20 protein-coding genes and 2 tRNA genes are annotated in these 25,055 nt (G+C 71.3%); 17 read left to right on the top strand and 5 right to left on the bottom strand.

Annotated features, from left to right (window positions below; all coding sequences use genetic code 11):
• Positions 1 to 5: 5 nt before the first annotated feature.
• The 7 genes from nadD (at position 6) to KKZ08_RS13070 (ending at position 4,314) form a co-directional block, all read left to right on the top strand.
• Positions 6 to 656: a nicotinate-nucleotide adenylyltransferase gene (gene nadD / locus KKZ08_RS13100; RefSeq protein ID WP_223774615.1), complete on the top strand. Its 651-nt coding sequence runs from the start codon at positions 6 to 8 to the stop codon at positions 654 to 656.
• A 16-nt stretch (positions 657 to 672) separates the two neighbouring features.
• A complete protein-coding gene (locus tag KKZ08_RS13095) occupies positions 673 to 2,346 on the top strand; it encodes an LCP family protein (protein WP_276573893.1) in 1,674 nt (557 codons plus the stop codon).
• Positions 2,347 to 2,445: 99 nt separating this feature from the next.
• Positions 2,446 to 2,889, top strand: a complete 444-nt coding sequence (rsfS, locus tag KKZ08_RS13090; RefSeq protein ID WP_223774614.1) for a ribosome silencing factor — start codon at positions 2,446 to 2,448, stop codon at positions 2,887 to 2,889.
• Positions 2,886 to 3,527: a histidine phosphatase family protein gene (locus tag KKZ08_RS13085; RefSeq protein ID WP_223774613.1), complete on the top strand. Its 642-nt coding sequence runs from the start codon at positions 2,886 to 2,888 to the stop codon at positions 3,525 to 3,527. Before rsfS ends, KKZ08_RS13085 begins: the two co-directional genes overlap by 4 nt.
• Positions 3,528 to 3,631: 104 nt before the next feature.
• Positions 3,632 to 3,704: transfer RNA gene (locus tag KKZ08_RS13080), tRNA-Ala, on the top strand.
• 190 nt (positions 3,705 to 3,894) lie between these two features.
• Positions 3,895 to 4,077 carry a hypothetical protein gene (locus KKZ08_RS13075; protein WP_223774612.1) on the top strand — a complete coding sequence of 61 codons (183 nt, stop codon included), beginning with the start codon at positions 3,895 to 3,897 and terminating at the stop codon, positions 4,075 to 4,077.
• 3 nt (positions 4,078 to 4,080) lie between these two features.
• Positions 4,081 to 4,314, top strand: a complete 234-nt coding sequence (locus KKZ08_RS13070; RefSeq protein ID WP_223774611.1) for a hypothetical protein — start codon at positions 4,081 to 4,083, stop codon at positions 4,312 to 4,314.
• Here the strand turns inward: KKZ08_RS13070 and KKZ08_RS13065 are convergent.
• Positions 4,283 to 5,497 carry a glycosyltransferase 87 family protein gene (locus KKZ08_RS13065; protein WP_223774610.1) on the bottom strand — a complete coding sequence of 405 codons (1,215 nt, stop codon included), beginning with the start codon at positions 5,495 to 5,497 and terminating at the stop codon, positions 4,283 to 4,285. The genes KKZ08_RS13070 and KKZ08_RS13065 overlap by 32 nt on opposite strands.
• Positions 5,498 to 5,620: 123 nt before the next feature.
• Here KKZ08_RS13065 and KKZ08_RS13060 point away from each other — a divergent pair.
• Positions 5,621 to 5,693: transfer RNA gene (locus KKZ08_RS13060), tRNA-Ala, on the top strand.
• Positions 5,694 to 5,753: 60 nt separating this feature from the next.
• Here KKZ08_RS13060 and KKZ08_RS13055 read toward each other — a convergent pair.
• Both KKZ08_RS13055 and KKZ08_RS13050 read right to left on the bottom strand, forming a co-directional pair.
• Positions 5,754 to 7,346, bottom strand: a complete 1,593-nt coding sequence (locus KKZ08_RS13055) for an NADH-quinone oxidoreductase subunit NuoF family protein (RefSeq protein WP_223774609.1) — start codon at positions 7,344 to 7,346, stop codon at positions 5,754 to 5,756.
• Positions 7,343 to 8,416 carry a cytochrome b/b6 domain-containing protein gene (locus KKZ08_RS13050; RefSeq protein ID WP_223774608.1) on the bottom strand — a complete coding sequence of 358 codons (1,074 nt, stop codon included), beginning with the start codon at positions 8,414 to 8,416 and terminating at the stop codon, positions 7,343 to 7,345. The genes KKZ08_RS13055 and KKZ08_RS13050 overlap by 4 nt, the downstream gene beginning before the upstream one ends.
• A 427-nt stretch (positions 8,417 to 8,843) precedes the next feature.
• On the opposite strand from KKZ08_RS13050, the gene leuS reads away from it, so the two are divergent.
• From leuS to KKZ08_RS13020, 6 genes are all read left to right on the top strand, one after another.
• Entirely contained in the window at positions 8,844 to 11,744 is a 2,901-nt protein-coding gene (leuS, locus tag KKZ08_RS13045) for a leucine--tRNA ligase (protein ID WP_276573892.1), read from the top strand.
• Between the two features lie 198 nt (positions 11,745 to 11,942).
• Positions 11,943 to 12,677, top strand: coding sequence for a hypothetical protein (locus KKZ08_RS13040; protein WP_223774607.1), 735 nt, complete (start codon positions 11,943 to 11,945; stop codon positions 12,675 to 12,677).
• A gap of 126 nt (positions 12,678 to 12,803) precedes the next feature.
• The gene (locus tag KKZ08_RS13035; RefSeq protein ID WP_223774606.1) at positions 12,804 to 13,649 is read left to right on the top strand and encodes a DegV family protein; all 846 of its coding nucleotides are present in this window, start codon (positions 12,804 to 12,806) and stop codon (positions 13,647 to 13,649) included.
• A gap of 556 nt (positions 13,650 to 14,205) precedes the next feature.
• A complete protein-coding gene (locus KKZ08_RS13030) occupies positions 14,206 to 15,105 on the top strand; it encodes a ComEA family DNA-binding protein (RefSeq protein ID WP_346657876.1) in 900 nt (299 codons plus the stop codon).
• Entirely contained in the window at positions 15,102 to 17,756 is a 2,655-nt protein-coding gene (locus KKZ08_RS13025; RefSeq protein ID WP_223774604.1) for a ComEC/Rec2 family competence protein, read from the top strand. Before KKZ08_RS13030 ends, KKZ08_RS13025 begins: the two co-directional genes overlap by 4 nt.
• 183 nt (positions 17,757 to 17,939) lie before the next feature.
• On the top strand, positions 17,940 to 18,821 hold the full coding sequence (locus tag KKZ08_RS13020) for a YceI family protein (protein WP_223774603.1): 882 nt from the start codon (positions 17,940 to 17,942) through the stop codon (positions 18,819 to 18,821).
• A 46-nt stretch (positions 18,822 to 18,867) separates the two neighbouring features.
• On the opposite strand, the gene KKZ08_RS13015 is transcribed toward KKZ08_RS13020, so the two are convergent.
• Complete coding sequence (locus KKZ08_RS13015; protein ID WP_223774602.1) at positions 18,868 to 19,113, bottom strand: hypothetical protein; 246 nt, start codon at positions 19,111 to 19,113, stop codon at positions 18,868 to 18,870.
• A gap of 97 nt (positions 19,114 to 19,210) precedes the next feature.
• Between KKZ08_RS13015 and holA the strand changes: the two genes are divergently transcribed.
• Positions 19,211 to 20,206 (top strand): DNA polymerase III subunit delta, encoded by a 996-nt coding sequence (gene holA / locus KKZ08_RS13010; protein ID WP_223774601.1) that lies wholly within the window; start codon positions 19,211 to 19,213, stop codon positions 20,204 to 20,206.
• A gap of 269 nt (positions 20,207 to 20,475) precedes the next feature.
• On the opposite strand, the gene rpsT is transcribed toward holA, so the two are convergent.
• On the bottom strand, positions 20,476 to 20,742 hold the full coding sequence (rpsT, locus tag KKZ08_RS13005) for a 30S ribosomal protein S20 (protein WP_055564969.1): 267 nt from the start codon (positions 20,740 to 20,742) through the stop codon (positions 20,476 to 20,478).
• Positions 20,743 to 20,959: 217 nt separating this feature from the next.
• Between rpsT and lepA the strand changes: the two genes are divergently transcribed.
• Together lepA and KKZ08_RS12995 are read left to right on the top strand one after the other, a co-directional pair.
• Entirely contained in the window at positions 20,960 to 22,831 is a 1,872-nt protein-coding gene (lepA, locus tag KKZ08_RS13000) for a translation elongation factor 4 (protein ID WP_223774600.1), read from the top strand.
• A gap of 320 nt (positions 22,832 to 23,151) precedes the next feature.
• Positions 23,152 to 25,041, top strand: coding sequence for a long-chain fatty acid--CoA ligase (locus KKZ08_RS12995; protein WP_223774599.1), 1,890 nt, complete (start codon positions 23,152 to 23,154; stop codon positions 25,039 to 25,041).
• The last annotated feature ends 14 nt before the right edge of the window (positions 25,042 to 25,055 follow it).

Below are 25,055 nucleotides of genomic sequence, written 5' to 3'. Positions count from 1 at the left end.
CACGCATGGGAGAGCAGGACATGCCTACCGGTCCGGAGATCTTTCCGGGGACCGGTCCGGTGAGCAACGGCAAGCGCCGCCTCGGCGTCATGGGCGGAACGTTTGACCCGATCCACCACGGACACCTCGTGGCGGCCAGTGAGGTCGCCGCGCAATTCCACCTCGACGAGGTGGTGTTCGTGCCGACCGGACAGCCGTGGCAGAAGAGCGACAAGCGGGTGTCCCCGGCCGAGGACCGCTATCTGATGACGGTCATCGCGACCGCCGAGAACCCGCAGTTCTCGGTGAGCCGCATCGACATCGACCGCGGCGGCGCGACGTACACCACGGACACGCTGCGCGACCTGCGTGCCCTCAACCCCGACACGGACCTCTTCTTCATCACGGGCGCCGACGCCCTCGGCCAGATCCTCACCTGGCGGGACACGGAAGAGCTGTTCTCCCTCGCGCACTTCATCGGGGTCACCCGGCCCGGCCACACGCTGGCCGACCCCGGCCTCCCCAAGGGCGGTGTCTCCCTGGTGGAGGTCCCGGCCCTCGCCATCTCGTCCACGGACTGCCGCGCGCGGGTCGCCAAGGGCGATCCCGTCTGGTACCTGGTGCCGGACGGTGTGGTGCGTTATATCGACAAGCGCGAGCTGTACCGCGGCGAATGAGCCGAGAGGGGCACCGGTGAACGACCGACAGTACGACCCTTATGCGGGCAGTGACCCGTATGCGGGCGAGTACGTGGGTGAGTACGCGGCCGACCAGTACGCGGAGCAGTACCAGGTCGTCGGGTACGACGAGTACGGGCGGCCGGTGTATCAGTTGGTGCAGCAGCAGCAGCAGCAGCAGCAGCAGCAGCAGCAGCCTCAGGTGCCTCAGCAGTACCAGGGGTACGGGTACGACCCGTATGCCGGTGGGCAGCCGCAGGCGTACGACACCGCCTGGGTCCCTCAGCAGCAGCAACCGCAGCCACAGCAGCAACCGCAGCACGAGCAGCAGCCCCAGCCGCAGTGGGAGCCCGAGCGTCCTCAGCCCGGACCCGAGCCGGAGCGTGCGCCGCGTGCGCCGGAGCCCGAGCGTGCGCCGGAGCCCGAGTACAAGACCGAGCAGTTCTCGTTCATCGAGGAGCCGGACGAGGACTCCGAAGACGTCATCGACTGGCTGAAGTTCACCGAGAGCCGCACCGAGCGGCGCGAGGAGGCCAAGCGGCGCGGGCGCTCCCGCGTCGTCGCGCTCGTCGTGGTCCTCGCCCTGGTGATCGCGGGTGGCGTCGGCTACCTGTGGTTCGCGGGCAAGCTGCCCGGCCAGTCGGACGGCGCGGGCGGCGCGGCCGATGCGACGGGACCGCAGAAGCGCGACGTCATCGTCGTCCACCTGCACGACACCAAGGGCGGCGGCACCTCCACCGCCCTGCTGGTGAACAACGCCACCACCGGGCAGGGCACCACCGTCCTGCTGCCGAACTCCCTCGCCGTGTCGGACGACGAGGGCAGCGCGACGACGCTCGGCAAGTCCGTCGACGACGACGGCACGACCGGCACCCGCGAGTCGATCGACACCGTCCTCGGCACCGAGGTCGAGGGCACCTGGCGCCTGGACACCCCTTTCCTGGACAACCTCGTCGAGCTCGTCGGCAACATCGACGTCGACACGGACGCCGACGTGCCCGACCCGAAGGCGAAGAAGAAGGGTGAAGCGCCCCTGGTGAAGAAGGGCGAGCAGCAGACCCTCAGCGGCGAGATGGCCGTCGCGTACGCCACCTACCGCGCGCCCGGCGAGGACGAGAGCGCACAGCTGGACCGCTTCGGCCAGGTCATGCAGGGCATCCTGCGCAAGTTCTCGTCCGACCCGCAGGGGGCCACGACCACCGTGGAGTCGCTCGCCCAGGTCCTCGACCCCTCGCTCCGGGAGAAGGACCTCGGCACCTTCCTCGCCAAGCTCGCCGACCGCGCGAAGAGCGGCGACTACAAGACGACGCTGCTGCCGGTGCGGCCGGACGGCACCCTGTCCGAGAAGGCCGGCGGCACGGTGGTCAAGGACGTCCTCGGCGGCGTGGCGAAGAGCCCGGAGAAGGGCGCGGCCCTGCGGGTCGGCGTCAAGAACGCCTCCGGTTCGAAGGACGCGGCCCAGGAGGCCCGGGTCTCCCTGGTCAACGGCGGCTACGCCTTCGTCGACGGCGGCGCGGGCTCCGCGGCCCTTCCCACCTCGCGGATCACCTACGCCGACGAGGCCGACGAGGCACGGGCCACCGAGGTCGCCAAGACCCTCGGCCTGCCGACGAGCGTGGTCCGCAAGGGCGCGACGGCACCCAACGCGGACGTCTCCGTGGTCCTCGGCCAGGACTACACGGCGGGGTGAGGAAGGGGCCAGCGGAGGCGGTGACGTAATCGTCTGGGGCGGGGACGGCGGTCCGTGAGACCCTTGGGGTGTCTTGACCATCTGAAGGAAAGCTCACCAGTGACCGCCACGGACCGCTCCATCGAGCTCATCAACGTCGCCGCCCAGGCGGCTGCCGACAAGCTCGCGCACGACATCATCGCGTACGACGTCAGCGACGTGCTGTCGATCACGGACGCGTTCCTGCTCGCCTCCGCACCCAACGACCGCCAGGTCAAGTCCATCGTCGACGAGATCGAGGAGCAGCTGAACAAGCAGCTCGGCACCAAGCCGGTCCGTCGCGAGGGCGACCGCGACGCCCGCTGGATCCTCCTCGACTACGTCGACATCGTGGTCCACGTCCAGCACAGCGAGGAGCGGGTCTTCTACGCCCTCGAGCGCCTGTGGAAGGACTGCCCCGAGATCGACCTGCCCGAGGAGGCCAAGGCGACCCGCGGCAAGGGCGCCGAGCACGCCGAGCAGCTGGCCACCGAGGAGGCTGACCTGGACGGTGAGCTTCGGTGAGAAACCGCGGCTGCCGGATCATCCTGTGGCGCCACGGCCAGACGGCCTGGAATCTGGAGCGCCGCTTCCAGGGCTCCACGGACATCGAGCTGACCGAGACGGGCGTCGGCCAGGCCCGGCGCGCCGCCCGTCTTCTCGCCTCCCTGAAGCCGGACGCGATCGTCGCCTCCGACCTCAAGCGGGCGGCGGCCACGGCGGCCGAGCTGGCCGCCGTCACCGGCCTCCCCGTCACGTACGAGGAGGGTCTCCGGGAGACGTACGCCGGCCAATGGCAGGGCCTGACGCACGACGAGATCATCGCCCGCTTCGGTGAGCAGTACGCCGCGTGGAAGCGCGGCGAAGCGGTGCGCCGCGGCGGCGGTGAGCTGGAGACCGAGGTCGCCGACCGCGCCGCTCCCGTCGTGCTGCGGCACGCCGAGAAGCTGCCCGACGACGGCACGCTGGTGGTGGTCAGCCACGGCGGCACCATCCGCACCACGATCGGCCGCCTCCTCGGCCTGGACGCCCACCACTGGGAGGGGCTCGGTGGTCTCTCCAACTGCTGCTGGTCGGTCCTCGGCCAGGGCGCGCGCGGCTGGCGCCTGCTGGAGCACAACGCCGGCACGCTGCCGGAGCCGGTGCTCGGCGACGACGACTGAGCGCCCCGGAGCCGCTCCCGGGGGCGGCCGGACCCGGATTTCACATTCCGGCTGGTCGCAGGCTAAAGTTCTTCTTGTTCGCCCGCCGAGCGGGAAGAACGCAAGGGGCTATAGCTCAGTTGGTAGAGCGCCTGCATGGCATGCAGGAGGTCAGGAGTTCAATTCTCCTTAGCTCCACAGTCCCGGAAATCCCGTCCCCATCAGGGGGCGGGATTTTCTTTTGCCGGGGTGCGAGGGGGCGCGTGCGGGGGCGTGCGCCGACCGTCGTGTCCGGACCGGAACGAATGCGTCGCTGACCGGGCCGCTCGGGCCGTGGCAGAATCGGACGGCCGGAAGGGGAACGCAGCCCGACGGGAGGGAGAGCGTGATGCCTGCGAGCATCCTCGGAGAGGTCGACCGCTTCTTCGACGCGGCGGCGACACGAGAACCACGCGCTCTCCGTATGCTCCTCAACTGCCCTTCCTGCGGCTCCGTCCATGTCGCCCAAGTACTCGGCGACAACGGCGGAGTCAGTTATGTCTGCACCGCCTGCGGCCACAGCTGGAGCTGATCAATGGGGGCACACAGGCGGAAATGCGACTGGTGCGACAGTGGCACGCCGATCGTCCGCGACATGGAACCGGTCAACAACGAGTACCAGTACTGGTGCGAGGAATGCGCACGGGCGCTGATCATAAAAGGCGACCCCATCGAGACCTACCGCGAGCTCGAAGGGGAGCCGATCTACGGCCGGTTGCTCGACGAGCACTGCACCCTCAAGCGGTTCTACTCGTTCGCCACCGCCTGACACCGGCCAGCAGAAACGCCCAAGCGGTCACTACGTAGAGGGCGGACAGCGTCATCTGGCCATAGTTCTGGTCGAGTTCGAGCCGTCCCGCCCCATGGGGCACCCACCACAGGGCGTACGAGCAGAAGACCAGGGACGCGGCCCCGGCCACCGTCCACCGGACCCGACCGCCCGGGCGGGCCGCCTCGGCCCCCAGGGTCAGCACCATCGGCACACACCACACCCAGTGGTGCGACCACGACACCGGGCTCACCAGAAGCGCCGTCGCCGCGCAGCAGAGCGCGGCCCGCGCCCGCTCCCCGTGCAGCGCGGCGGCCACCGCGGCGGCGAGACCGAGCGCGCAGGTCACCGCCGCCGACACCGCCCACCAGGCCCCGGGCTCCGCGGTGTGCAGAAGCCGGGCGAGAACGCCCCGCAGGGACTGGTTCGCGGTGTCCTCCGCCAGCCCGACCCGGCCCGCCTCGAAGACCATCCGGGTCCAGAACCGCCACGAGTCGTAGGGCAGGACGGCGGCCGCGAGGAGCGTCGCGGCGGTGAACGAGACGGCGGCCACGCACGCGTGCCGCACGGTGGGCCGCCACACCCCGTGCCGCAGGGCCTCGGCGGCGCCGGTCAGCAGCAGGAACACCGCGAAGAGCGCGGGCGTGAGCTTGATCGCCGCGGCGACGCCGATGCCGAGGCCCGCCCAGCGGTGGCCAGGGTGCCGTGACAGGTCCCACAGGACGAGCACGGCGAGCAGCAGGTTGATCTGTCCGTAGCGCAGCGTCGTCCACACCGGCTCGCACCAGACGGCGAGCGCGGACACCCACAAGGCGCTCTCCACGCGCGCGTGCCGCGCTTCGCCGATGAGCCGCAGGGACAGCGCCACGAAGACGGTCAGCAGGAGAAGGTTCCCCAGCGTCGCGAGGGTGCGCATGTCCGGGGTTTCCAGCAGTGTCAGCGGGGTGAACAGGAGGGCGGCGAACGGCGGGTAGGTCGTCGGGAGATGGGCTTCGGTGGTGCGCAGTGCGTAGAGGTCGCCGCCCTCGCGCACGGTCTCGCCCTCGGCGCGGTAGACCATCAGGTCGATCATCGAGACGTCGGCGGCGCGCTGCGCGCACCAGAAGGCCGTGAAGGAGAGCAGGCAGGCCCCGGCGGCCAGGGGTACGCGGCGGCGGGCGGCGGCGAACGCGATCACGGTCACGGAGGCTGACAGTACCGGCCGAATCGGGCTGTATCGCCCCAGACCGGAAACGATTTGGTGGAGCACGGGGGTAACCGTGTAATGTTTGCGGAGTCGCCGGGGGAACCGGGCGGACACAAGCAAGGGGCTATAGCTCAGTTGGTAGAGCGCCTGCATGGCATGCAGGAGGTCAGGAGTTCAATTCTCCTTAGCTCCACAGGATATGAGCGGGCCACCCGGATCGGGTGGCCCGCTTTTCGCTGTCCCGCATTGCTGCTTACTGTCGGCCGCTGCCGAGTGCCCTGCGGCCCCGGCCCGGTGGCAGCGCGGCGGGCAGCGCGGGGCGGACCACGGACGCCGCCTTCGGGTCCTCCTCGATGCGCAGGGCGAGCGCCGGGCAGCGGCGCACGGCACGGGAGGCACGCGCTTCGGAGTAACGCGGTACGGAGGCCTCCGCAACGGAGGGGAAGCCGTCCGGGCCCAGTTGGATCAGCTCAGGGACGATGTCCGCGCACAGCCCGTGGCCCTGGCACAGGGTCCAGTCCACGGCCAGCCTGCGGCCGCTCGGCGCCTGTGCCGCGGGTGCCTCCGCCTGGAGGGGCAGGACCCCCTCGACGGGACGGCCGCAGCCGCCGCCCAGGACGTGCGCCGCGAGATCGTCCGTGAACGCTGAGATCGTGGACTCCAGGAAGGCCGCCGAGCCGTCCGGATGCTTGCAGGCGCCGCGCCGCTTCACGGCCCGCGTCACCTCGCGCAGCGCTTCGAGGGCGGTCGGGCCGCCGCCCTGGAGGACGTCCGCGAGGCCACGGGCCGCCGCGGGGAGGCCGAGGTAGCAGGGGCCGCACTGCCCGGAGCTCTCCGCGGCCAGCCAGTGCGCGACGCGCAGCGACTCCCCGAGCGGGCAGGTGCCCTCGCCGATCGGCAGGACCGCGCCCGCCCCGAGCGCGCCGCCGCAGGCCTCCAGGGCGGCACGGGAGATGACCGCGTCGTGCGCCGTCACGCCGTCGAGCCACTTGCCGTGGTAGCCGCCCGTCAGGACGCCCTGGGGGAGCGCGGGGGCGCCGGCGAGCTGGAGGACGTAGCGCAGGGGCACTCCGGTGGGGACCTCGACGACCATCGGCCGGGCGACGGCTCCGGAGAGGGTCAGCAGGACCGTGCCGGGCTCCTCGCGCAGCCCGGTGCGGCAGTAGCGGTCGGCGCCGATCCGCGCGGCGACGGCGAGCTGGGCGAAGGTCTCCGCGTTCGACAGCAGCGTGGGCGCGCCGCCCACCCCGTGGTCGGACGTACGCGACTTGCGGCCCGGTGGCAGCGGGGGGCCGCCGTCCGCGGAGCGGACCAGGGCGGAGGACTCCCCGGTGACCATGCGCACCGGGTTGCGCTGCACGCGCGCGCGAAGGGCCGATCCGCGCCGGTTGCCGAGGCCCCGCTCGGCGAGGGCGGTGCGCATCGAGGCCTCGGTGGAGTCGCGCGTCACGCCGATGACGAGGCTGCGGGCGCCGAGCGCCTCGGCGGCGAGCAGGGCGCCGTCCAGAATGAGATGCGGGGCGCGGTTGATCAGGACGGTGTCCTTGCGGCAGGCCGGTTCGTCCTCGCTGCCGTTGACGACCACCACGGGGCGTACCCCTCGGCGTATCGCCGCGTCGGCGACGGCCCGCAGCTTCCGGTCGAACGGAAAGCCCGCGCCGCCCCGGCCGCGCAGCGCGATCTGCTCGGCGAGGCGGGCGAGCGGCTCGCCCGCCATGGGTTCGAGGGGGCCGTGCACCTTCAGGTGCATGGCGAGATCGAGGCGTTCGACCAGGTCGAAGCCCGAGGTGAGCAAGGGGAGCCCGACGACGCGGACTTCGGGGACGTCGGGCAGCGACGCGTTCACGGTTGGCCTCCGGTGGCGGCATTCCAGGGCTCGCCCGAGCTGGGGGCCTGGAAGGGCCGGGGCAGCGGTTCGGTGGCGGGGCCGCTGTCGTACGCGGGGTGGTGGGTGGGGTCGTGGGCCGGTTCGTAGGCGGAGGTGTAGGCGGTGTCGTACGTGGGCGGGGGCGCCACGTAGGGGGCCTCGGCGGGCGGTGGCGGGCAGGGCGTGGGCCAGCGGTCCGTGGGCTCGGCGCGGGGCGGCGGGCCTGTCGGGCGCGGGGGCTGGGGCGGCGTGGGGGTCAGTGCGCGGTAGGCCGCCCAGATGCCGGCGGTCGGTCCGGGGGCGGGGGCGGTGTCTGCCGCCGTACCGGGGAGCGGGGCGGAGGCGGTGTCCCGCGCGCGTGGGCGGTCGCGGCGCGAGGTCCCGGGCTCCGGTTCGAGCAGGGCCAGGACGCGGGCGGCGACCTTCCGCTTGACCGGGGGCGGTGCCGCGCGCAGGGCGACGGCCCCGGCGACCCCGAGCAGGCACAGGGCGTAGAGGGCGATCACCCACGGCTTCGGCGGCCGGCCCGCGTACAGGCCGTGGATCAGCGCCGCGCACCAGGCGGGGTAGGCGAGCATGTGCAGCGCGCGCCACCGGGAGGCGATCCGGGCGGGGGAGGCGAAGGCGCTGCGCAGGGCACCGGTGACGCTCGTGGCGACCATGAGGAGGCCCGCGAGCGAGCCGAGGCCGATGAGCCCCGCGCTGCCGCTCACGCCGAGCCCGAAGGGCACGAGGGCGCCGAGGAGCGACACGTGGTCGAGGGCGATCTTGACGGTGCCGTGCAGCAGCAGGAAGCCGACGGAGGCGACCGCCGTGGCGCGGTGCACGGCCTGGGCGAGCAGCCGCTGGCGCGAGCGCAGGAAGAGGCGGTCGGTGGCGACCAGACCCCAGAGGGCGGCGGCGGTGAGGGAGACCAGGCACAGGACACCGGTGGTGAAGTCCAGGGCGGCCCGGAAGCCGTCGCTGCCCGTGACGACGAGCAGGGGTATCAGGAGCAGAGCTCCGGCGCCGAGCAACCGGCTCTGGCGATGGGGGTGCAGAGGGTTCATGGGGCGGCTCCGAAATGGTTCGGTCCCGCCGCATGCTAAGTCGCTCCATACCGGTGGGTACGGGGTTTGAGTTATTGCGTTGTTATCAAAGTGCCATGCGCTCTTGGTGTTGCCCCGATAGTGGGCGGTACGCGGAGTAACCCTTGGCCAAAGGGGCCAGGGGGCGTCGGCGGGAGCCCGGGAGCCGCGCATGGCGCCCCGCGCACACGCTCGTCGCGGGCCACATGGGCGCTGCGGTACCCTGACGCCATGCGTGCCGTACGCCTTCTGCTTAGCGGGCCGCGCTGATCAGTCCCGACCGCCGGTGAATCGCGGTCGGAATCGGCGCGGCGTCCCCTCCTGTGCGAGGGGCATTTTTGTTTGACCGGGACTGCGACCAGAACGGTCAATTCCGCAGGCAGAGACGATCGATGGAGCTTTGAGGATCATGAGCGAGACGAATTCTGCTGCCGCCTCCGAGGTGGCCGCGCCGCACCGCTATACGGCCGCTCTGGCCGCTGACATCGAGGCACGCTGGCAGGACTTCTGGGACGCCGAGGGCACCTACGAGGCGCCGAACCCGAGCGGCGACATGGAGGCGCGGGACGAGGCCGAGGCCGCGCTGGTCGCCAAGCCCAAGAAGTTCATCATGGACATGTTCCCGTACCCCTCCGGAGCGGGCCTGCACGTCGGCCACCCCCTGGGCTACATCGCCACGGACGTCTTCGCGCGCTTCCAGCGCATGACGGGCCACAACGTCCTGCACACCCTGGGCTTTGACGCCTTCGGCCTGCCCGCCGAGCAGTACGCCGTGCAGACGGGCACCCACCCGCGGGTCTCCACCGAGGCCAACATCGAGAACATGAAGGCCCAGCTGCGCGCTCTGGGTCTGGGCCACGACAAGCGGCGTTCGTTCGCGACGATCGACCCCGAGTACTACAAGTGGACCCAGTGGATCTTCGTCCAGATCTTCAACTCCTGGTACGACGCCGATGCCGGGAAGGCCCGCCCGATCGCCGACCTGGTCGCGCAGTTCGCCAGCGGTGACCGTGCCGTACCGGGCTCCACGCGCGCGTGGAGCGAGCTGAACGCCGCCGAGCGCGCGGACGTCCTGAGCCAGTACCGCCTGGCGTACGCCTCGGACGCGCCGGTCAACTGGTGCCCCGGCCTGGGCACCGTCCTGGCCAACGAGGAGGTCACCGCCGACGGCCGCTCCGAGCGCGGCAACTTCCCCGTCTTCAAGGCCAAGCTGCGCCAGTGGAACATGCGCATCACCGCCTACGCCGACCGGCTGCTGGACGACCTGGACGCGCTGGACTGGCCCGAGGCCATCAAGCTGCAGCAGCGCAACTGGATCGGCCGCTCCGAAGGCGCCCGCGTGAACTTCCCCGTGGGCACCGAAGGTGACGCGATCACCGTCTTCACCACCCGCCAGGACACCCTGTTCGGCGCGACCTACATGGTTCTGGCGCCCGAGCACGAGCTGGTCGACAAGGTCGTCCCCGAGGCCTGGCCCGAGGGCACCCACGAGGTGTGGACCGGCGGCCACGCCACGCCCGCCGAGGCCGTCGCCAAGTACCGCGCCTTCGCCGCGTCGAAGTCCGACGTCGAGCGGCAGGCGGACGCCAAGGAGAAGACCGGCGTCTTCACCGGCGTCTACGCCACCAACCCGGTCAGCGGCGAGCAGGTCCCCGTCTTCATCGCCGACTACGTCCTGATGGGCTACGGCACCGGCGCGATCATGGCCGTCCCGGCGCACGACAGCCGCGACTTCGCCTTCGCGCGCGCCTTCCACCTGCCGATGCGCTGCGTCGTCGAGCCGTCGGACGAGCGCGGCACCGACACCGCCACCTGGGGCGACGCCTTCTCCTCGTACGAAGCGAAGCTGATCAACTCCTCGAACGAGGAGGTCTCCCTGGACGGCCTGGACGTCGCCGACGCCAAGGCCCGCATCACCGGCTGGCTGGCCACGCGCGGCATCGGCGAGGGGACCGTCAACTTCCGCCTGCGCGACTGGCTGTTCAGCCGCCAGCGCTACTGGGGCGAGCCCTTCCCGATCGTCTACGACGAGGACGGCATCGCCCACTCGCTGCCCGAGTCGATGCTGCCCCTGGAGCTGCCGGAGGTCGACGACTACTCCCCGCGCACCTTCGACCCGGACGACGCGAACACCTCTCCGGAGACGCCGCTGTCCCGCAACGAGGACTGGGTCAACGTCACCCTGGACCTGGGCGACGGCCCCAAGAAGTACCGCCGCGAGACCAACACGATGCCCAACTGGGCCGGTTCGTGCTGGTACGAGCTGCGCTACCTGGACCCGCGCAACGACCAGCAGCTGGTCGAGCCCGCCGTCGAGCAGTACTGGATGGGCCCGCGCGAGGGCCAGCCGACGGGCGGCGTCGACCTGTACGTGGGCGGCGCCGAGCACGCGGTGCTGCACCTGCTGTACGCGCGCTTCTGGTCGAAGATCCTGTTCGACCTGGGGCACATCTCGTCCGCCGAGCCGTTCCACAAGCTGTACAACCAGGGCATGATCCAGGCCTACGTCTACCGGGACAGCCGCGGCTTCCCGGTGCCGGCGGCCGAGGTCGAGGAGCGCGACGGGAAGTTCTTCTTCGAGGGCGAGCCGGTCAAGCGCGAGCTGGGCAAGATGGGCAAGTCCCTGAAGAACGCCGTCACGCCGGACGAGATCTGCGACGAGTACGGCGCGGACACCCTGCGCCTGTACGAGATGGCGATGGGCCCCCTGGACGTGTCGCGCCCCTGGGACACCCGCGCGGTCGTCGGCCAGTACCGCCTGTTGCAGCGGCTGTGGCGGCTGATCGTCGACGAGTCGACCGGTGAGGTCACCGTCGCGGACGTCGCCGAGGCCGACATCGACGAGGCCACCCTGCGCGCCCTGCACAAGGCGATCGACGGCGTGCGCCAGGACCTGGACGGTATGCGGTTCAACACCGCCATCGCCAAGATCACCGAGCTGAACAACCACCTGACGAAGGCCGCCGGACCGGTGCCGCGCTCGGTCGCCGAGCGGCTGGTGCTGCTGATCGCGCCGCTGGCCCCGCATGTCGCCGAGGAGCTGTGGCGCAAGCTGGGCCACACCGACTCGGTCGTCCACCAGGACTTCCCGGTCGCCGACCCGGCGTTCGTCGTGGACGAGTCCGTGACCTGCGTCGTGCAGATCAAGGGCAAGGTCAAGGCGCGCCTGGAGGTCTCGCCGGCCATCTCCGACGAGGAGCTGGAGAAGGTCGCCCTGGCCGACGAGAAGGTCGTGGCCGCGCTGGACGGCGCGGGCATCCGCAAGGTGATCGTGCGGGCGCCGAAGCTGGTGAACATCGTTCCGGCGTAGCGGCGCGCGGAGGTGTAGCCGGGTATGGGCGAGGTATAGGGGTCTTCCCTTACGGGCAGGTTGGGGGTTCCGATGGAACCTCCGGCCTGCCTTTTCCGTTTACGGTGGAAGGGACGTCGCTGGAGCGGTCCGGTCCTGACTGGGCTGGGCTGCACTGGCCGGAACTGAACTTGCTGGGCTGGACTGGATAGGAGCGTCATGGAAGCCGTGGGCGCAATCGTGGCGCTGCTCGTCGTGCTGTTCCTGGTGCTGGGGGTGTATGCCACGGTGAAGGTCGTCCGGGCGGCCAAGCGAGGCGTGGACCGCACCATCTCGGAGGCCCGCCGCACGGTGGAGGACACCACCTTGCGAGCGAAGAGCTTCGCCCAGGTCGGCACCGCCGGTGAACTGGCCCAGCTGCGGCTCAAGTTGCGCACGTCGATGCGGAGCACGCAGGACGTCCTCCAGGCCGGTGTCGTCGAGGACGCCTCGCTGAAGGAGAGCCTCGGCCTCTTTGACCGGCTCAGCGCCCATGGGCATGAGCTGGACGATGAGCTGCGGCGTCTGGAGCGGGACCCGGACAAGGCGTCCGTGGCCGAGCGCCTCCCCGAGCTGAAGGAGCGCACGGAGCACATCACCCAGGCGGCGGACTCGCTGCGGTGGGGGGCGCGCGACCGGGCCAGCCGGTTCGCTGGCGACGACCTGGAATCGCTCCGCACGCAGATCGACATGGAGGCGGGAGCCCTGCGGCACTGGACGACGGAACCGCGGCCGGAGCAGGCCCCCGCCGCCTGGCCCGAGCCCGCCGCGGAGCCCGCGAAGGACACCGGCCAGAGCTGGCCGGAGCCGTCCGCGCAGGCCTCCCAGGAGCCCACGCGGCCCGCGATCACGCCGCCCTCGGCGGCCCCCACATATCCGTGGGAGAAGAAGGCCAAGCCCGAGAGCACGACCTGAGCCGCCCCCGTGACGCGGGGAACGTCGCAGGGACGGGGCGAGCGGGGTCAGCGGGGCGAGCCGGGTGATCTGGGTGAACAGGGGCCGGGCTGCCGTCCGGCGGCCCAGACGGGTAATCTCCAGCCCATGTCCCGCCATGTCGCGATCGTCACGGATTCAACGGCCTACCTGCCGCAGCGGACGATGGAGCGGCACGGCATCACCGCGGTGCCCCTGACCGTGGTCCTGGGGGACCAGGCGCTGGAGGAAGGCACCGAGATCTCGGCGCGCTCCCTCGCCCTGGCCCTGCAGAAGCGGAAGTCGGTGACCACGTCCCGGCCCAGCCCAGAGGTCTTCGCCGAGACGTACCGGAAGGTCGCGGAGGCGGGCGCCACGGCGATCGTCTCGCTGCACCTGTCCGCCGAGTTCTCCGGTACGTACGACGCCGCCGTCCTCGCGGCGAAGGACGCGCCGGTGCCGGTGCGGGTGGTGGACACCGGCATGGTCGCGATGGCCCTCGGTTTCTGCGCCCTGGCGGCGGCGGAGGCCTCAGAGGCGGGTGACTCGGCGGAGGAGGTCGTGGCGGCCGCAGAGAAGCGTGCCGCAGGGACGTCCGCGTACTTCTACGTCGACACCCTCGACTATCTGCGCAGGGGCGGCCGCATCGGCGCCGCGCAGGCGCTGTTGGGCTCCGCGCTCGCCGTGAAGCCGCTCCTGAAGCTGGACGGCGGCCGCATCGACATGCTGGAGAAGGTACGGACGGCGTCGAAGGCCATCGCCCGCCTGGAGGAGATCGTCGCCGAGCGGGCGGGCGCGGGCCAGGTGGACATCGCGGTGCATCATCTCGCGGCGCCGGAGCGGGCGGCCGCCCTCGCGGACCGGCTCCGGGACCGGTTGCCCGGCCTTGAGGAGCTGCATGTCAGCGAGGTGGGCGCGGTGATCGGGGCGCATACGGGGCCCGGGCTGCTGGGGGTCGTGGTCTCGCCGCGGTGAGGGGCGGGTTGCCGGAGTCCCGGGGCGGTGGGGCCGGATGTGACTGCCGGGGAATTGCCACGTGCGGGTGACGGAGTTTTCCACAACCGCCGGGTAATCCACGGGAATTGACCAAGATCAACACGATGTCGCGAAGGTGCCTACCGTCGTCGACATGACCTCACTGCGTTCACCATCTCGGACAGTTTCCCCGACGAGTGGCCCCGGTCGCGGCCCCGCTTCGGACGGGCGTGCGCAGCACCGTCACGCTCGGAGACGGGTCCGGCGCGGCCATGCCTCGGCGGAGGCGGTGCGGTTGCGTGCGCGGGCGCGGGCGCGTGCGGAGAATCTCTTCGCCGAGCCGCAGCTGCCGTCGGCTCTGTCGCCGCCGCCGCATCTCATGGGTGCGCCTCAGCATTCGGCTTCTTCTTCGGTGCGGTTGGACGTGGCGGGGCCTGACGCGGGGCTGCTGCCGGGCGGGGGTGGCGCGCGCAGGGCTGCGTCTTTGCCTGGTAGGGCGTGGCGGGAGGGGGCGGATGAGGCCGGGCGGGGAGCCGGGGCGGGGCGAGAGCATGGAATGGAGAGAGGCCGGGCGGAGGACGCAGGGGCAGGGCTGAGGCCCCTGGCGGAGGATGCCGGGGCGGAGGTGAGGCCCTTGGCGGAGGCCGCTGAGGCGGAGTCTGTCGTGGAGGGGAAGGCGCAGGGCGGGCGTGCGCGGCGGGAGCGGATGGGGCTCGCCGTGAGGGAGCGGCTGCCGGTGTGGTTCCAGGCGCGGTGCGGGCTGGAGCGGCGTGGGGTGATCGTGCTCGTCGTGGTCCTCGTTGTCGCCGCCGTCTTCGCGGCGCAGCACTTCTGGACGGGGCGGGCGCGCCCGGTGCAGGCCCCGGACATCGTGCGCGAGGCGGGCGCCGCAGGGGAACACGGTGCGGAGCCGGCGCCTTCGGCGGGTCCTCCGGCAGAGGCGGGGGCGGGGCGCTCCGCGGCAGCCGGCCGGGGCGGGGCGGACGCGGCGGCCGGTCCGGGCGGCAGGATCGTCGTGGACGTCAGCGGGAAGGTCCGCCGGCCCGGTGTCCACAGGCTGCCCGCGGGCTCCCGGGTGGCCGACGCGCTGCGGGCCGCGGGAGGGGCCCGGCCAGGCACCGACATGGGCGGTCTCAATCGCGCGCGGTTCCTGGTGGACGGTGAGCAGGTGGTGGTCGGCGAGCCGGCGCCGCCCCCTGGACCCGGCAGTGCCGGTGCCGTGCCGGGTGCCGGTCCGGCGGGGGCCGCGGGGACGGCTGCCGCGGGCCCGGTCGGGCTGAACACGGCGACCGCCGCGCAGCTCGACGAACTGCCGGGCGTCGGCCCGGTGCTGGCGCAACACATCATCGACTACCGCACCGAGCACGGCGGTTTCCGCTCCGTCGAAGAGCTCCGCGAGGTCAATGGCATCGGGGACCGGCGTTTCGCCGATCTCCAGGATCTCGTACGGCCATGACGTCCGGGTCTCGGACCGAGGCGGCGACGCGTGCGGCGGTCCATGTCGCGTCGGGTCACCGCCTCGGCGCCTCGCACCCCCGACAGGAGGGGCCGGTCGACCTCCGTCTCGTACCGCCCGCGTTGGCGGCGTGGGCGGCGGCCGCGCTGCTGCTGGACGCCCCGCTCAGGTGGGCGGTCGCTGCGGTGGCGGTCTGCGTGGCGGCGGCCGGTGTGCTGCTGGTGATGTGGACGGCTCAGGGGCGGCGGACCGGAACGTCGAGGCGGCGACGTTCGTGGGGGCGACTGGCGGTGGCCGCCTCGCTGCTCTGTGCCGCTGCCTCGGGGGGCTCCGCGGCGTTGCACGGGGCGGATCTGCACCGGGGCCCCGTCCCCGCCCTGGCGCGTGAATACGCCCAGGTGGACGCGGAGTTGGAGGTCACGTCCGATCCCCGGCGCTCCCGGCCCCGCGTCGCGGGCGCGCACACGATGCCGCCCGGCGTCCTGCTGAACGCCGACGTCGTCCGGGTCACGAAGGGGGACGGCGCGGTGACCGTGACGCGGGCCCCGGTCCTGGTCATCGTGCGGGGTGAGACCGCCGACTCCGCGAGGCCCCCGCGCCTCCCGGGCGGCCGAGGTGCCCCAGGGGGCCAAGGCGCCCCGGAACTGGCGCCGTTGGAGCCGGGAGCCGGGGCAGCCGGAGCCGCCCGCTTCCGCCCCAAAGACCCCTGGCTCGTGCTGCTGCCCTCCACGCGGCTGCGGGTGGCCGCGCGGTTGGCGCCGCCGTTGGCGCAGGGGGGCAAGGTCGCGGCGGTGCTCCGGGTCTCGGGGGAGCGGCCGCCGCACGTGGTCGGGCCGCCGTCCGGGGCGCAACGGATCGCCGGGCGGTTGCGGGGCGGGTTGCGGGAGGCCAGCGATGGGCTGTCGGCCGATGCCCGCGCGCTGCTGCCGGGCCTGGTGGTCGGGGACACCTCGCGGGTGCCGGTCGAGCTGGAGCAGGCGTTCCGGGCGACCGACCTGACGCATTTGCTTGCCGTAAGCGGAGCGAACCTCACCATCGTGCTCGTCCTGCTCATCGGGCCGCCGGGCACCGCCCAGCGGGTGGAACGGCGTGGGCTGGCCCCCAGGTTGGGCATCCCGCTGCGCACCACCGCGCTGCTGGGCGGGCTGCTGACCCTCGGCTTCGTCATCGTCTGCCGGCCGGATCCGAGCGTGCTGCGGGCCGCGGCCTGCGGGCTGATCGCGCTCCTCGCCATCGCCACCGGGCGGCGCAGGTCGCTGATTCCGGCGCTCGCCGCGGCCGTGCTGCTGCTCGTCCTGTACGACCCGTGGCTGAGCCGTAGTTACGGCTTCCTGCTCTCCGTCCTCGCCACCGGGGCCCTGCTCACCCTCGCGCCGCGCTGGAGTGCGGCGCTGCGGAGGCGCGGGATGCCACCGCGGCTCGCCGACGCACTGGCCGCGGCTGCTGCCGCACAGGCGGTGTGCGCACCCGTCGTCGCCGTCCTGGCCGCCCGGGTGAGTCTGGTCGCGGTGCCGTGCAACCTCCTGGCGGAGTTCGCCGTGGCGCCCGCCACGGTGCTCGGTTTCGCGGCGCTGGCCTGCGCGCCGGTGGCGATGCCGGTGGCCGAGGCGCTGGCCTGGGGTGCGAGCTGGCCCACGGAGTGGATCGCGGAGATCGCCCGAGCCGGGGCGGCCATGCCTGGCAGTGGGGTCGACTGGCCGGGCGGATGGCGCGGCGGGTTGCTGCTCGCGCTCGTCACGGTGGCGCTCGTCCTGGCGGGCCGCAGGCTCGCGCGGCATCCATGGCTCGCCGCGGCCTGCGTGCTGCTCCTCCTCCTGGTGATCGTCCAACCACCGCCCCTCACCAGGGTGATCGCGGGGTGGCCGCCGCCGGGGTGGCGCATGGTCATGTGTGACGTGGGGCAGGGCGATGCCACGGTGCTGGCGGCGGGCGGCGGCGCGGGTGTGGTCGTCGACGCGGGGCCCGACCCGGTGGCGGTCGACCGTTGTCTTCGTTCGCTCGGGATCACGCGTGTGCCCCTGGTGCTCCTGACCCATTTCCACGCCGACCACGTCGCGGGGCTGCCGGGGGTGCTGCGGGGGAGACAGGTGGGAGGCATCCAGACGACGGGGTTCCAGGAGCCGCCGGAGCAGGCGGAGTTCGTACGGGAGCAGGCGGCGGCCGAGCGGGTTCCGGTGACTCGGGCCGTGGCGGGGGAGCGGCGGCGTGCGGCGGGCCTGGACTGGCAGGTGCTCTGGCCTCCGGCCGCGCCGGCGCCGTCACCCGAGGGGCCGAACGACGCGAGCGTCACGCTGCTCGTGCGGGCCGGAGGGCTGACCCTGCTGCTCCTGGGAGACCTCGAACCACCGGCCCAGCGCGCCCTGCTGCGCACCCCGGCCGCCGCCTCGATCGCCTCCGTGGACGTGCTCAAGGTGGCCCATCACGGCTCGGCCCATCAAGATCCGGAACTGCTGCGCAGGACGGCGCCGAGGCTGGCGTTGATCTCTTGCGGCGCGGAGAACACGTACGGCCACCCCGCGCCCGTCACCGTCGCCGCGCTGCGCGCCGAAGGGGCGCGGGTACTGCGTACGGATGTGGACGGCTCGATCGCGGTGGTGGGCGCGGGGCCGAGATCGTCCCCACGGCTGGAAGCCACCACTCGGCCTCCCTAGGCCCGGCTGCCCAAGGAGGGGGAGGGCGGTGGGCGATCAATTCGGGTGAGTCGCGACACTTGCAGCGCATCGTCAGTATTCCCGCGATGTGTTGCCATGTTGCATCGAATGCCGCAACGGTGATCGAATACCCATTCACTGTGTTTTACAGGTGTTGTCAAGTAATGCGGGGGTGTGTCGCGCGTGTTCGGCCGTTGGCTGGGAAACCGTACGAATCGGGTGGGACGGACGGGACCCTTGTCGGCGTTCAGGGTGCCGCCGGACGCGGGAGTGCTCAGCTGCCGGGTGCTCGACCCCGTCAACGAGCCCGTGCGGCACGCGGAGTTCGCCGTCACCGATGCCATGGGGCGCAAGGTGGTCGGGGGCGGGACGGATCCCTACGGGGCGTTCGTCACGACCGTTCCGGCCGGGGACTACCGCCTCGTGGTCTCGGCGGAAGGGTTCACGCCGTACCGGGGGAGCGCCACGGTCGGCCAGGACACGCACGCCTCGCTCGGCGATGTCACGCTCCAGGTCGCGCAGCCGCCGGCGCTTCCCGAGGCCGGTGACTGGGAGCTCGACCCCCTGCACTCCTCCGTCGGCTTCACCGCGCGGCACATCGGGCTGGCCCGTATCCACGGCCGGTTCAACAGCTTCGCCGGAGCCATCCGGATGGGCGAGCGCATGGAGGACTCCGCGATGCACGTCGTCATCGACGCGGCCTCCATCGACACCGGGGTCCAGATGCGCGACGACCATCTGCGCTCCGGTGACTTCCTCGACGTGGGGCGCTTCCCGACGATGGAGTTCTACAGCGACCGTTTCGTGCACAAGGGCGGCAGCCGCTGGGCCGTCTCGGGCGGCCTGACGCTGCACGGCGTGACGCGGACGGTCACGCTGGACGCCGAGTACCTCGGGGTCGGCCAGGGGCTGGAGGGCGAGACGCGCGCGGCCTGCCGCGCCACCACCGAACTGCACCGCGACGACTTCACGATCACCTGGCAGACGATGCTGGCGCGCGGCATAGCGGCCGTCGGACACAGCATCACGATCGACCTCGACATCCAGGCCGTCCCCAAGACCTGACCGCCGACGCGCGCGGTGCCCGGAGCGGCGCCGCGCCCCGCCGGGCCTACGGAGCCTCCAGCCAGCCCTCGTAAGTGGCGGCCAGTTCGTCGAGTGCTGTTTGGTCCAGGCGGGACTCGGGGTCTTCGATCACGACCAGCCACTGGGCGTCCTCGGCGTCGTCCTCGCCGGCCAGCGCGTCCCGGACGAGCTGGGGTTCCTCGGCGACGCCGAAACGGTCGGGGAGTTCTGCGGCGACTTCCTCCGCGGCATCGCGGTCGGGCAGCACCAGGACATGTCGTACGTCGGTCACCCGCCCATTCTCCGGTATCGCGGTATCGGAGAGGGAGCCCGCCCGGGACCAGCCGCGCGGGAGGTGTTGTCAGTGGCGCGTGGGATGCTTGACCGCGATGGCCAGGAAGACAGATACCGCCGATTCGTCAGATCCGCTCGCCCCCCTCACGCTCGCCGTGGGGCAGGAGGATCTGCTCCTCGACCGCGCCGTGCAGCAGGTGGTCGCGGCCGCCCGCGCCGCCGACGCGGACACGGATGTGCGTGACCTCACCTCCGACCAGTTGCAGCCCGGCACGCTCGCCGAGCTCACCAGTCCCTCGCTCTTCGCCGAGCGCAAGGTCGTGATCGTGCGGAACGCGCAGGATCTGTCGGCGGACACGATCAAGGACGTGAAGGCGTACCTCGGGGCGCCCGCCGAGGAGATCACCCTCGTCCTGCTGCACGCGGGCGGCGCCAAGGGCAAGGCCCTGCTGGACGCGGCCCGCAAGGCCGGGGCGCGCGAGGTCGCCTGCCCCAAGATGACGAAGCCCGCCGACCGGCTCTCGTTCGTACGGAGCGAGTTCCGTACGCTCGGCCGCTCGGCGACGTCCGAGGCGTGCCAGGCCCTGGTCGACTCGATCGGCAGCGATCTGCGTGAGCTCGCCTCCGCGGTGTCCCAGCTCGCGGCGGACGTCGAGGGCAAGATCGATGAGGTCGTCGTCGGGCGGTATTACACGGGTCGGGCGGAGGCCTCCAGCTTCAATGTCGCCGACCGGGCCGTGGAGGGGCGGGCCGCGGAGGCGCTCGAAGCGCTGCGGTGGTCTCTGTCGACCGGGGTCGCTCCCGTCATGATCACCAGTGCGCTTGCGCAGGGGGTTCGTGCCATCGGGAAGCTTTCGTCCGCGCGGGGGGGACGGCCTGCCGATCTTGCGCGGGAGCTGGGTATGCCGCCGTGGAAGATTGATCGGGTGCGGCAGCAGATGCGGGGGTGGACGCCGGATGGGGTTGCCGCGGCGTTGACCGCTGTTGCGGTGGCCGATGCGGGGGTCAAGGGTGGGGGGGATGATCCGGAGTATGCGTTGGAGAAGGCCGTGGTTGCTGTTGCGCGTGCGGCTCGGTCTGGGCGTCGCTGATCGGCTCCGCGTGGGTGGGGTGGCCTGACTCCCCTGCGGGTGGCTTGTGGCTGGGCGCGCAGTTCCCCGCGCCCCTGACAGGCGCTTCCGCGCCCCCAAGGGCGCCCCCGTACCGCCCCCCACACACAGCAGTGCCCCCGGAGTGGGTCCGGGGGCACTGGCGCAGCGTGGCGTACTGCGTGGTCTGTCCGCGATTCGAGGTAGAGGGCTCGAATTACCCTCGCGGGAGGATTGATCAGCTCCCCGGCACGCTAGCCGGGGTAAAGGCTTCAGCCCTTGAGGGACGCGGCCTTCGTCGCAAGCGCCGACTTCTTGTTGGCGGCCTGGTTCTTGTGGATGACGCCCTTGGAGACGGCCTTGTCCAGCTGACGCGTGGCCTCACGCGTGAGCTCGGCGGCCTTCTGGGTGTCACCGGCGGCAACGGCCTCGCGGGCCTTGCGGATCGCGGTCTTCAGGGAAGACTTGACCGCCTTGTTGCGCTGACGCGCCTTCTCGTTGGTCTTGATCCGCTTGATCTGGGACTTGATGTTCGCCACGAAAGAGCCTTTTCAGGTTCAGGTACTGCAGAGGTACTGCAGATGAGTGTTATGACACGCGCCTCGACGCTTGAGAGGGCTACGAGACACAGCTGCCCACGGTACCAGCCGCCGTCCGACCAGCCCAAACCGAGCGCAGTGCGCCACCCATGGGACGATGGAAGCTACGTATAGATCCGACCCGAGGCTACAGGCGCCTCAAGAGACAGGACCCTGCGTGCCCGCGACCCCTAACAATGTGCCCGAGCCGAGCCGTACCGACCCGGCTCTGATCCGCAATTTCTGCATCATCGCGCACATCGACCACGGCAAGTCCACGCTCGCCGACCGCATGCTCCAGCTCACCGGGGTGGTGGAGCAGCGGCAGATGCGTGCTCAGTACCTCGACCGCATGGACATCGAGCGCGAGCGCGGCATCACGATCAAGTCCCAGGCGGTGCGTCTGCCCTGGGCCCCGAACGAGGGCCCGGACCAGGGCAGTACCCACATCCTCAACATGATCGACACCCCGGGCCACGTCGACTTCACGTACGAGGTCTCGCGTTCGCTCGCGGCCTGCGAGGGCACGATCCTCCTGGTCGACGCGGCCCAGGGCATCGAGGCGCAGACTCTCGCCAATCTCTACCTGGCGATGGAGAACGACCTCAAGATCATCCCCGTACTGAACAAGATCGATCTGCCGGCCGCCCAGCCGGAGAAGTTCTCCGAGGAACTCGCCAACCTCATCGGCTGCGACCCCGCGGACGTCCTGAAGGTCTCCGCGAAGACCGGCATGGGCGTCGAGGCGCTGCTCGACAAGGTCGTCGCCGAGATCCCGCCGCCGGTCGGCGTCGCGGACGCCCCCGCCCGCGCGATGATCTTCGACTCGGTCTACGACTCCTACCGCGGCGTCGTGACGTACGTACGAGTCGTCGACGGCCAGCTCAACAAGCGTGAGCGGATCCGGATGATGTCCACCGGCGCCACGCACGAGCTGCTCGAGATCGGTGTGTCGTCCCCCGAGATGACCCCGGCCGACGGCATCGGCGTCGGTGAGGTGGGCTACATCATCACCGGCGTGAAGGACGTCCGTCAGTCCAAGGTCGGCGACACGATCACCTCCCTGCACAAGGGCGCCACCGAGGCGCTCGGCGGGTACAAGGACCCCAAGCCGATGGTGTTCTCGGGTCTGTATCCGCTGGACGGCTCGGAGTACCCGGACCTGCGCGAGGCCCTCGACAAGCTCCAGCTCAACGACGCCGCGCTGGTGTACGAGCCGGAGACCTCGGCCGCGCTGGGCTTCGGCTTCCGCGTCGGGTTCCTGGGGCTGCTGCACCTCGATGTGATCCGTGAGCGGCTCGAGCGCGAGTTCGGGCTCGACCTCATCGCCACCGCCCCCAACGTGGTCTACCGCGTGATCATGGAGGACGGTGCCGAGCACACGGTCACCAACCCGAGTGAATTCCCCGAGGGCAAGATCGACCAGGTCTTCGAGCCGGTCGTGCGCGCCACGATCCTCGCGCCCAGCGAGTTCATCGGTTCGATCATGGAGCTGTGCCAGAACCGGCGCGGCGTCATGCTCGGCATGGACTACCTCTCCGAGGACCGCGTGGAGATCCGCTACACCCTGCCGCTCGCCGAGATCGTCTTCGACTTCTTCGACCAGCTGAAGTCCAAGACGCGTGGTTACGCCTCGCTGGACTACGAGCCCACGGGCGAGCAGTCCGCGCAGCTCGTCAAGGTCGACATCCTGCTGCACGGCGACAAGGTCGACGCCTTCTCCGCCGTGACGCACAAGGACCAGGCGTACGCGTACGGCGTGCGGCTCGTCGCCAAGCTGCGCGAGCTGATCCCGCGGCAGGCCTTCGAGGTGCCCGTGCAGGCCGCGATCGGCTCCCGGGTGATCGCCCGCGAGACCATCCGCGCCATCCGCAAGGACGTCCTCGCCAAGTGCTACGGCGGTGACATCTCCCGTAAGCGGAAGCTGCTCGAGAAGCAGAAGGAAGGCAAGAAGCGGATGAAGATGGTCGGCTCCGTGGAGGTCCCCCAGGAGGCCTTCATCGCGGTGCTGTCCAGCGACGACAGCGGCCCCGGCAAGGCCAAGAAGTAGTCATCCCGGCCGCGCTGGAGCGGCCGCCACGCGGGCCCGGCGCACAGACGCGCCGGGCCCGCGGCGTTGTGGCCGCGAGGGCCGATTCCGTTTGGGCGCGAGGCCCGATTCCGTTTGGGTGCCTGGAGGAAGTGACAGGCAGTTGCCCCTTACGCCCTGGGCGTCGGCGCTCTACTCTGATCACCACTCGTAGGTTACTCGCAAGTTAAACAAGTGGCCGACAGAGATGTAAGAAGCAGCAAGAAGCAGAAGGCAGAAGCAGCCACCAGCAAGTTCGCCGCACCGTCGTGGGCCCGGAGGATGTCGTGAGCGACACAAAGATGAGCGACACACAGACCTTGATCGAGAACCGTCCGCCCTCCGTGGCGCATCTCTTCCTGGAGCGCGTGGCGGCCACGCCGGATGCCGAGGCCTACCGCTACCCCGTCCCGGCGGCCTCCGGTGAGGGACCCGACGAGTGGAAGGCCCTCAGCTGGTCGCAGGCGGCCGACCGGGTCTACGCCATCGCCGCCGGGCTGGTCGAGCTCGGCCTCCAGCCCGAGGACCGGGTCGCCCTCGCCTCCGCCACACGGGTCGAGTGGATCCTCGCCGACCTCGGCATCATGTGCGCGGGCGCTGCCACCACGACCGTCTACCCGCAGACCAACGCCGAGGAGTCGGCGTACATCGTGGCCGACTCCGGCAGCCGGGTGCTGATCGCCGAGGACGCCGCGCAGCTCGCCAAGGCGCGTGCGAAGCGCGCCGAGCTGCCCGAGCTGCGGCACGTCGTGGTCATCGACGCCGAGGGCGCCTCCGCCGCCGAGGGCGACCCCGAGGGCTGGGTGCTCACGCTCGCCGAGCTGGAGGCCCGGGGCGCCGCGTACCTGGAGAAGAGCCCCGCGCTCGTCAAGGACCGGATCGCGGCGATCACCGCAGACCAGCTCGCGACGCTGATCTACACCTCCGGCACCACCGGCAAGCCCAAGGGCGTGCGGCTCCCGCACGACAACTGGTCGTACATGGCGAAGGCCATCGCGGCGACCGGTCTGCTCGGCCCCGACGACGTGCAGTACCTCTGGCTGCCGCTCGCGCACGTGTTCGGCAAGGTGCTGACCTCCGGGCAGATCGAGCTCGGCCACGTCACCGCCGTCGACGGCCGCGTCGACAAGATCATCGAGAATCTGCCGGTCGTGCAGCCGACGTACATGGCTGCCGTGCCGCGCATCTTCGAGAAGGTCTACAACGGCGTCGCGGCCAAGGCCCGGGCCGGTGGCGGCGCCAAGTACAAGATCTTCCTGTGGGCGGCCGAGGTCTCCCGCGAGTACGCGAAGGTCAGCCAGGACAACTTCCGCAGGACCGGCAACGCCTCGGTCCCCTTCGGCCTGCGCGCCAAGCACAAGGCCGCCGACACGCTGGTCTTCTCCAAGCTGCGCGAGGCCTTCGGCGGACGGCTGCGCGCCGCCGTCTCCGGGTCGGCGGCCCTCGCGCCCGACATCGGGTACTTCTTCGCGGGCGCCGGCATCCACATCCTGGAGGGCTACGGCCTGACCGAGTCCTCCGCCGCCTCCTTCGTGAACCCCGGCGAGGCCTACCGCACCGGCACCGTCGGCAAGCCGCTGCCCGGCACCGAGGTGCGCATCGCGGACGACGGCGAGATCCTGCTGCGCGGCCCCGGCATCATGGAGGGCTACCACGGCCTGCCGGAGAAGACGGCCGAGGTCCTGGAGTCCGACGGATGGTTCCACACCGGGGACATCGGCGAGCTGTCAGTCGACGGCTATCTGCGGATCACCGACCGCAAGAAGGACCTGATCAAAACCTCCGGCGGCAAGTACATCGCGCCCGCCGAGGTCGAGGGCCAGTTCAAGGCCGTGTGCCCGTACGTCTCCAACATCCTGGTGCACGGCGCCGACAAGAACTACTGCACCGCGCTGATCTCCCTCGACGAGCCCGCGATCCTCGCCTGGGCCGAGGAGAACGGCCTGGGCGGCAAGTCCTACGCCGAGGTCTGCGCCGCGCCCGCCACGGTCGAGCTGATCGAGGGCTATGTGCAGCAGCTCAACGGAGGCCTCCAGCGCTGGCAGACCATCAAGAAGTTCCGGCTCCTGCCGCGCGACCTGGACGTCGAACACGGCGAGCTGACGCCCAGCCTGAAGCTGAAGCGCCCGGTCGTCGAGCGGGAGTACAAGCACCTGATCGACGAGATGTACGCGGGCTCGCGTGAGGCGTAGCCGGCCAGGACGCG

It is taken from the genome of Streptomyces sp. 135, assembly GCF_020026305.1.
Classification (GTDB): domain Bacteria; phylum Actinomycetota; class Actinomycetes; order Streptomycetales; family Streptomycetaceae; genus Streptomyces.
The sequence above is the reverse complement of the archived record's forward strand: the minus strand, read 5'-3'. Positions and strand labels throughout refer to the sequence as shown.

Coding starts and splice junctions, on each gene's coding strand:
- KKZ08_RS13070 (WP_223774611.1), top strand. CDS start 4,081: ATGGGGGCACACAGGCGGAAATGCGACTGGTGCGACAGTGGCACGCCG.
- nadD (WP_223774615.1), top strand. CDS start 6: ATGGGAGAGCAGGACATGCCTACCGGTCCGGAGATCTTTCCGGGGACC.
- KKZ08_RS13030 (WP_346657876.1), top strand. CDS start 14,206: ATGGAGAGAGGCCGGGCGGAGGACGCAGGGGCAGGGCTGAGGCCCCTG.
- KKZ08_RS13040 (WP_223774607.1), top strand. CDS start 11,943: ATGGAAGCCGTGGGCGCAATCGTGGCGCTGCTCGTCGTGCTGTTCCTG.
- holA (WP_223774601.1), top strand. CDS start 19,211: ATGGCCAGGAAGACAGATACCGCCGATTCGTCAGATCCGCTCGCCCCC.
- KKZ08_RS13035 (WP_223774606.1), top strand. CDS start 12,804: ATGTCCCGCCATGTCGCGATCGTCACGGATTCAACGGCCTACCTGCCG.
- KKZ08_RS12995 (WP_223774599.1), top strand. CDS start 23,152: ATGAGCGACACACAGACCTTGATCGAGAACCGTCCGCCCTCCGTGGCG.
- KKZ08_RS13075 (WP_223774612.1), top strand. CDS start 3,895: ATGCCTGCGAGCATCCTCGGAGAGGTCGACCGCTTCTTCGACGCGGCG.
- KKZ08_RS13025 (WP_223774604.1), top strand. CDS start 15,102: ATGACGTCCGGGTCTCGGACCGAGGCGGCGACGCGTGCGGCGGTCCAT.
- leuS (WP_276573892.1), top strand. CDS start 8,844: ATGAGCGAGACGAATTCTGCTGCCGCCTCCGAGGTGGCCGCGCCGCAC.
- KKZ08_RS13050 (WP_223774608.1), bottom strand. CDS start 8,416: ATGAACCCTCTGCACCCCCATCGCCAGAGCCGGTTGCTCGGCGCCGGA.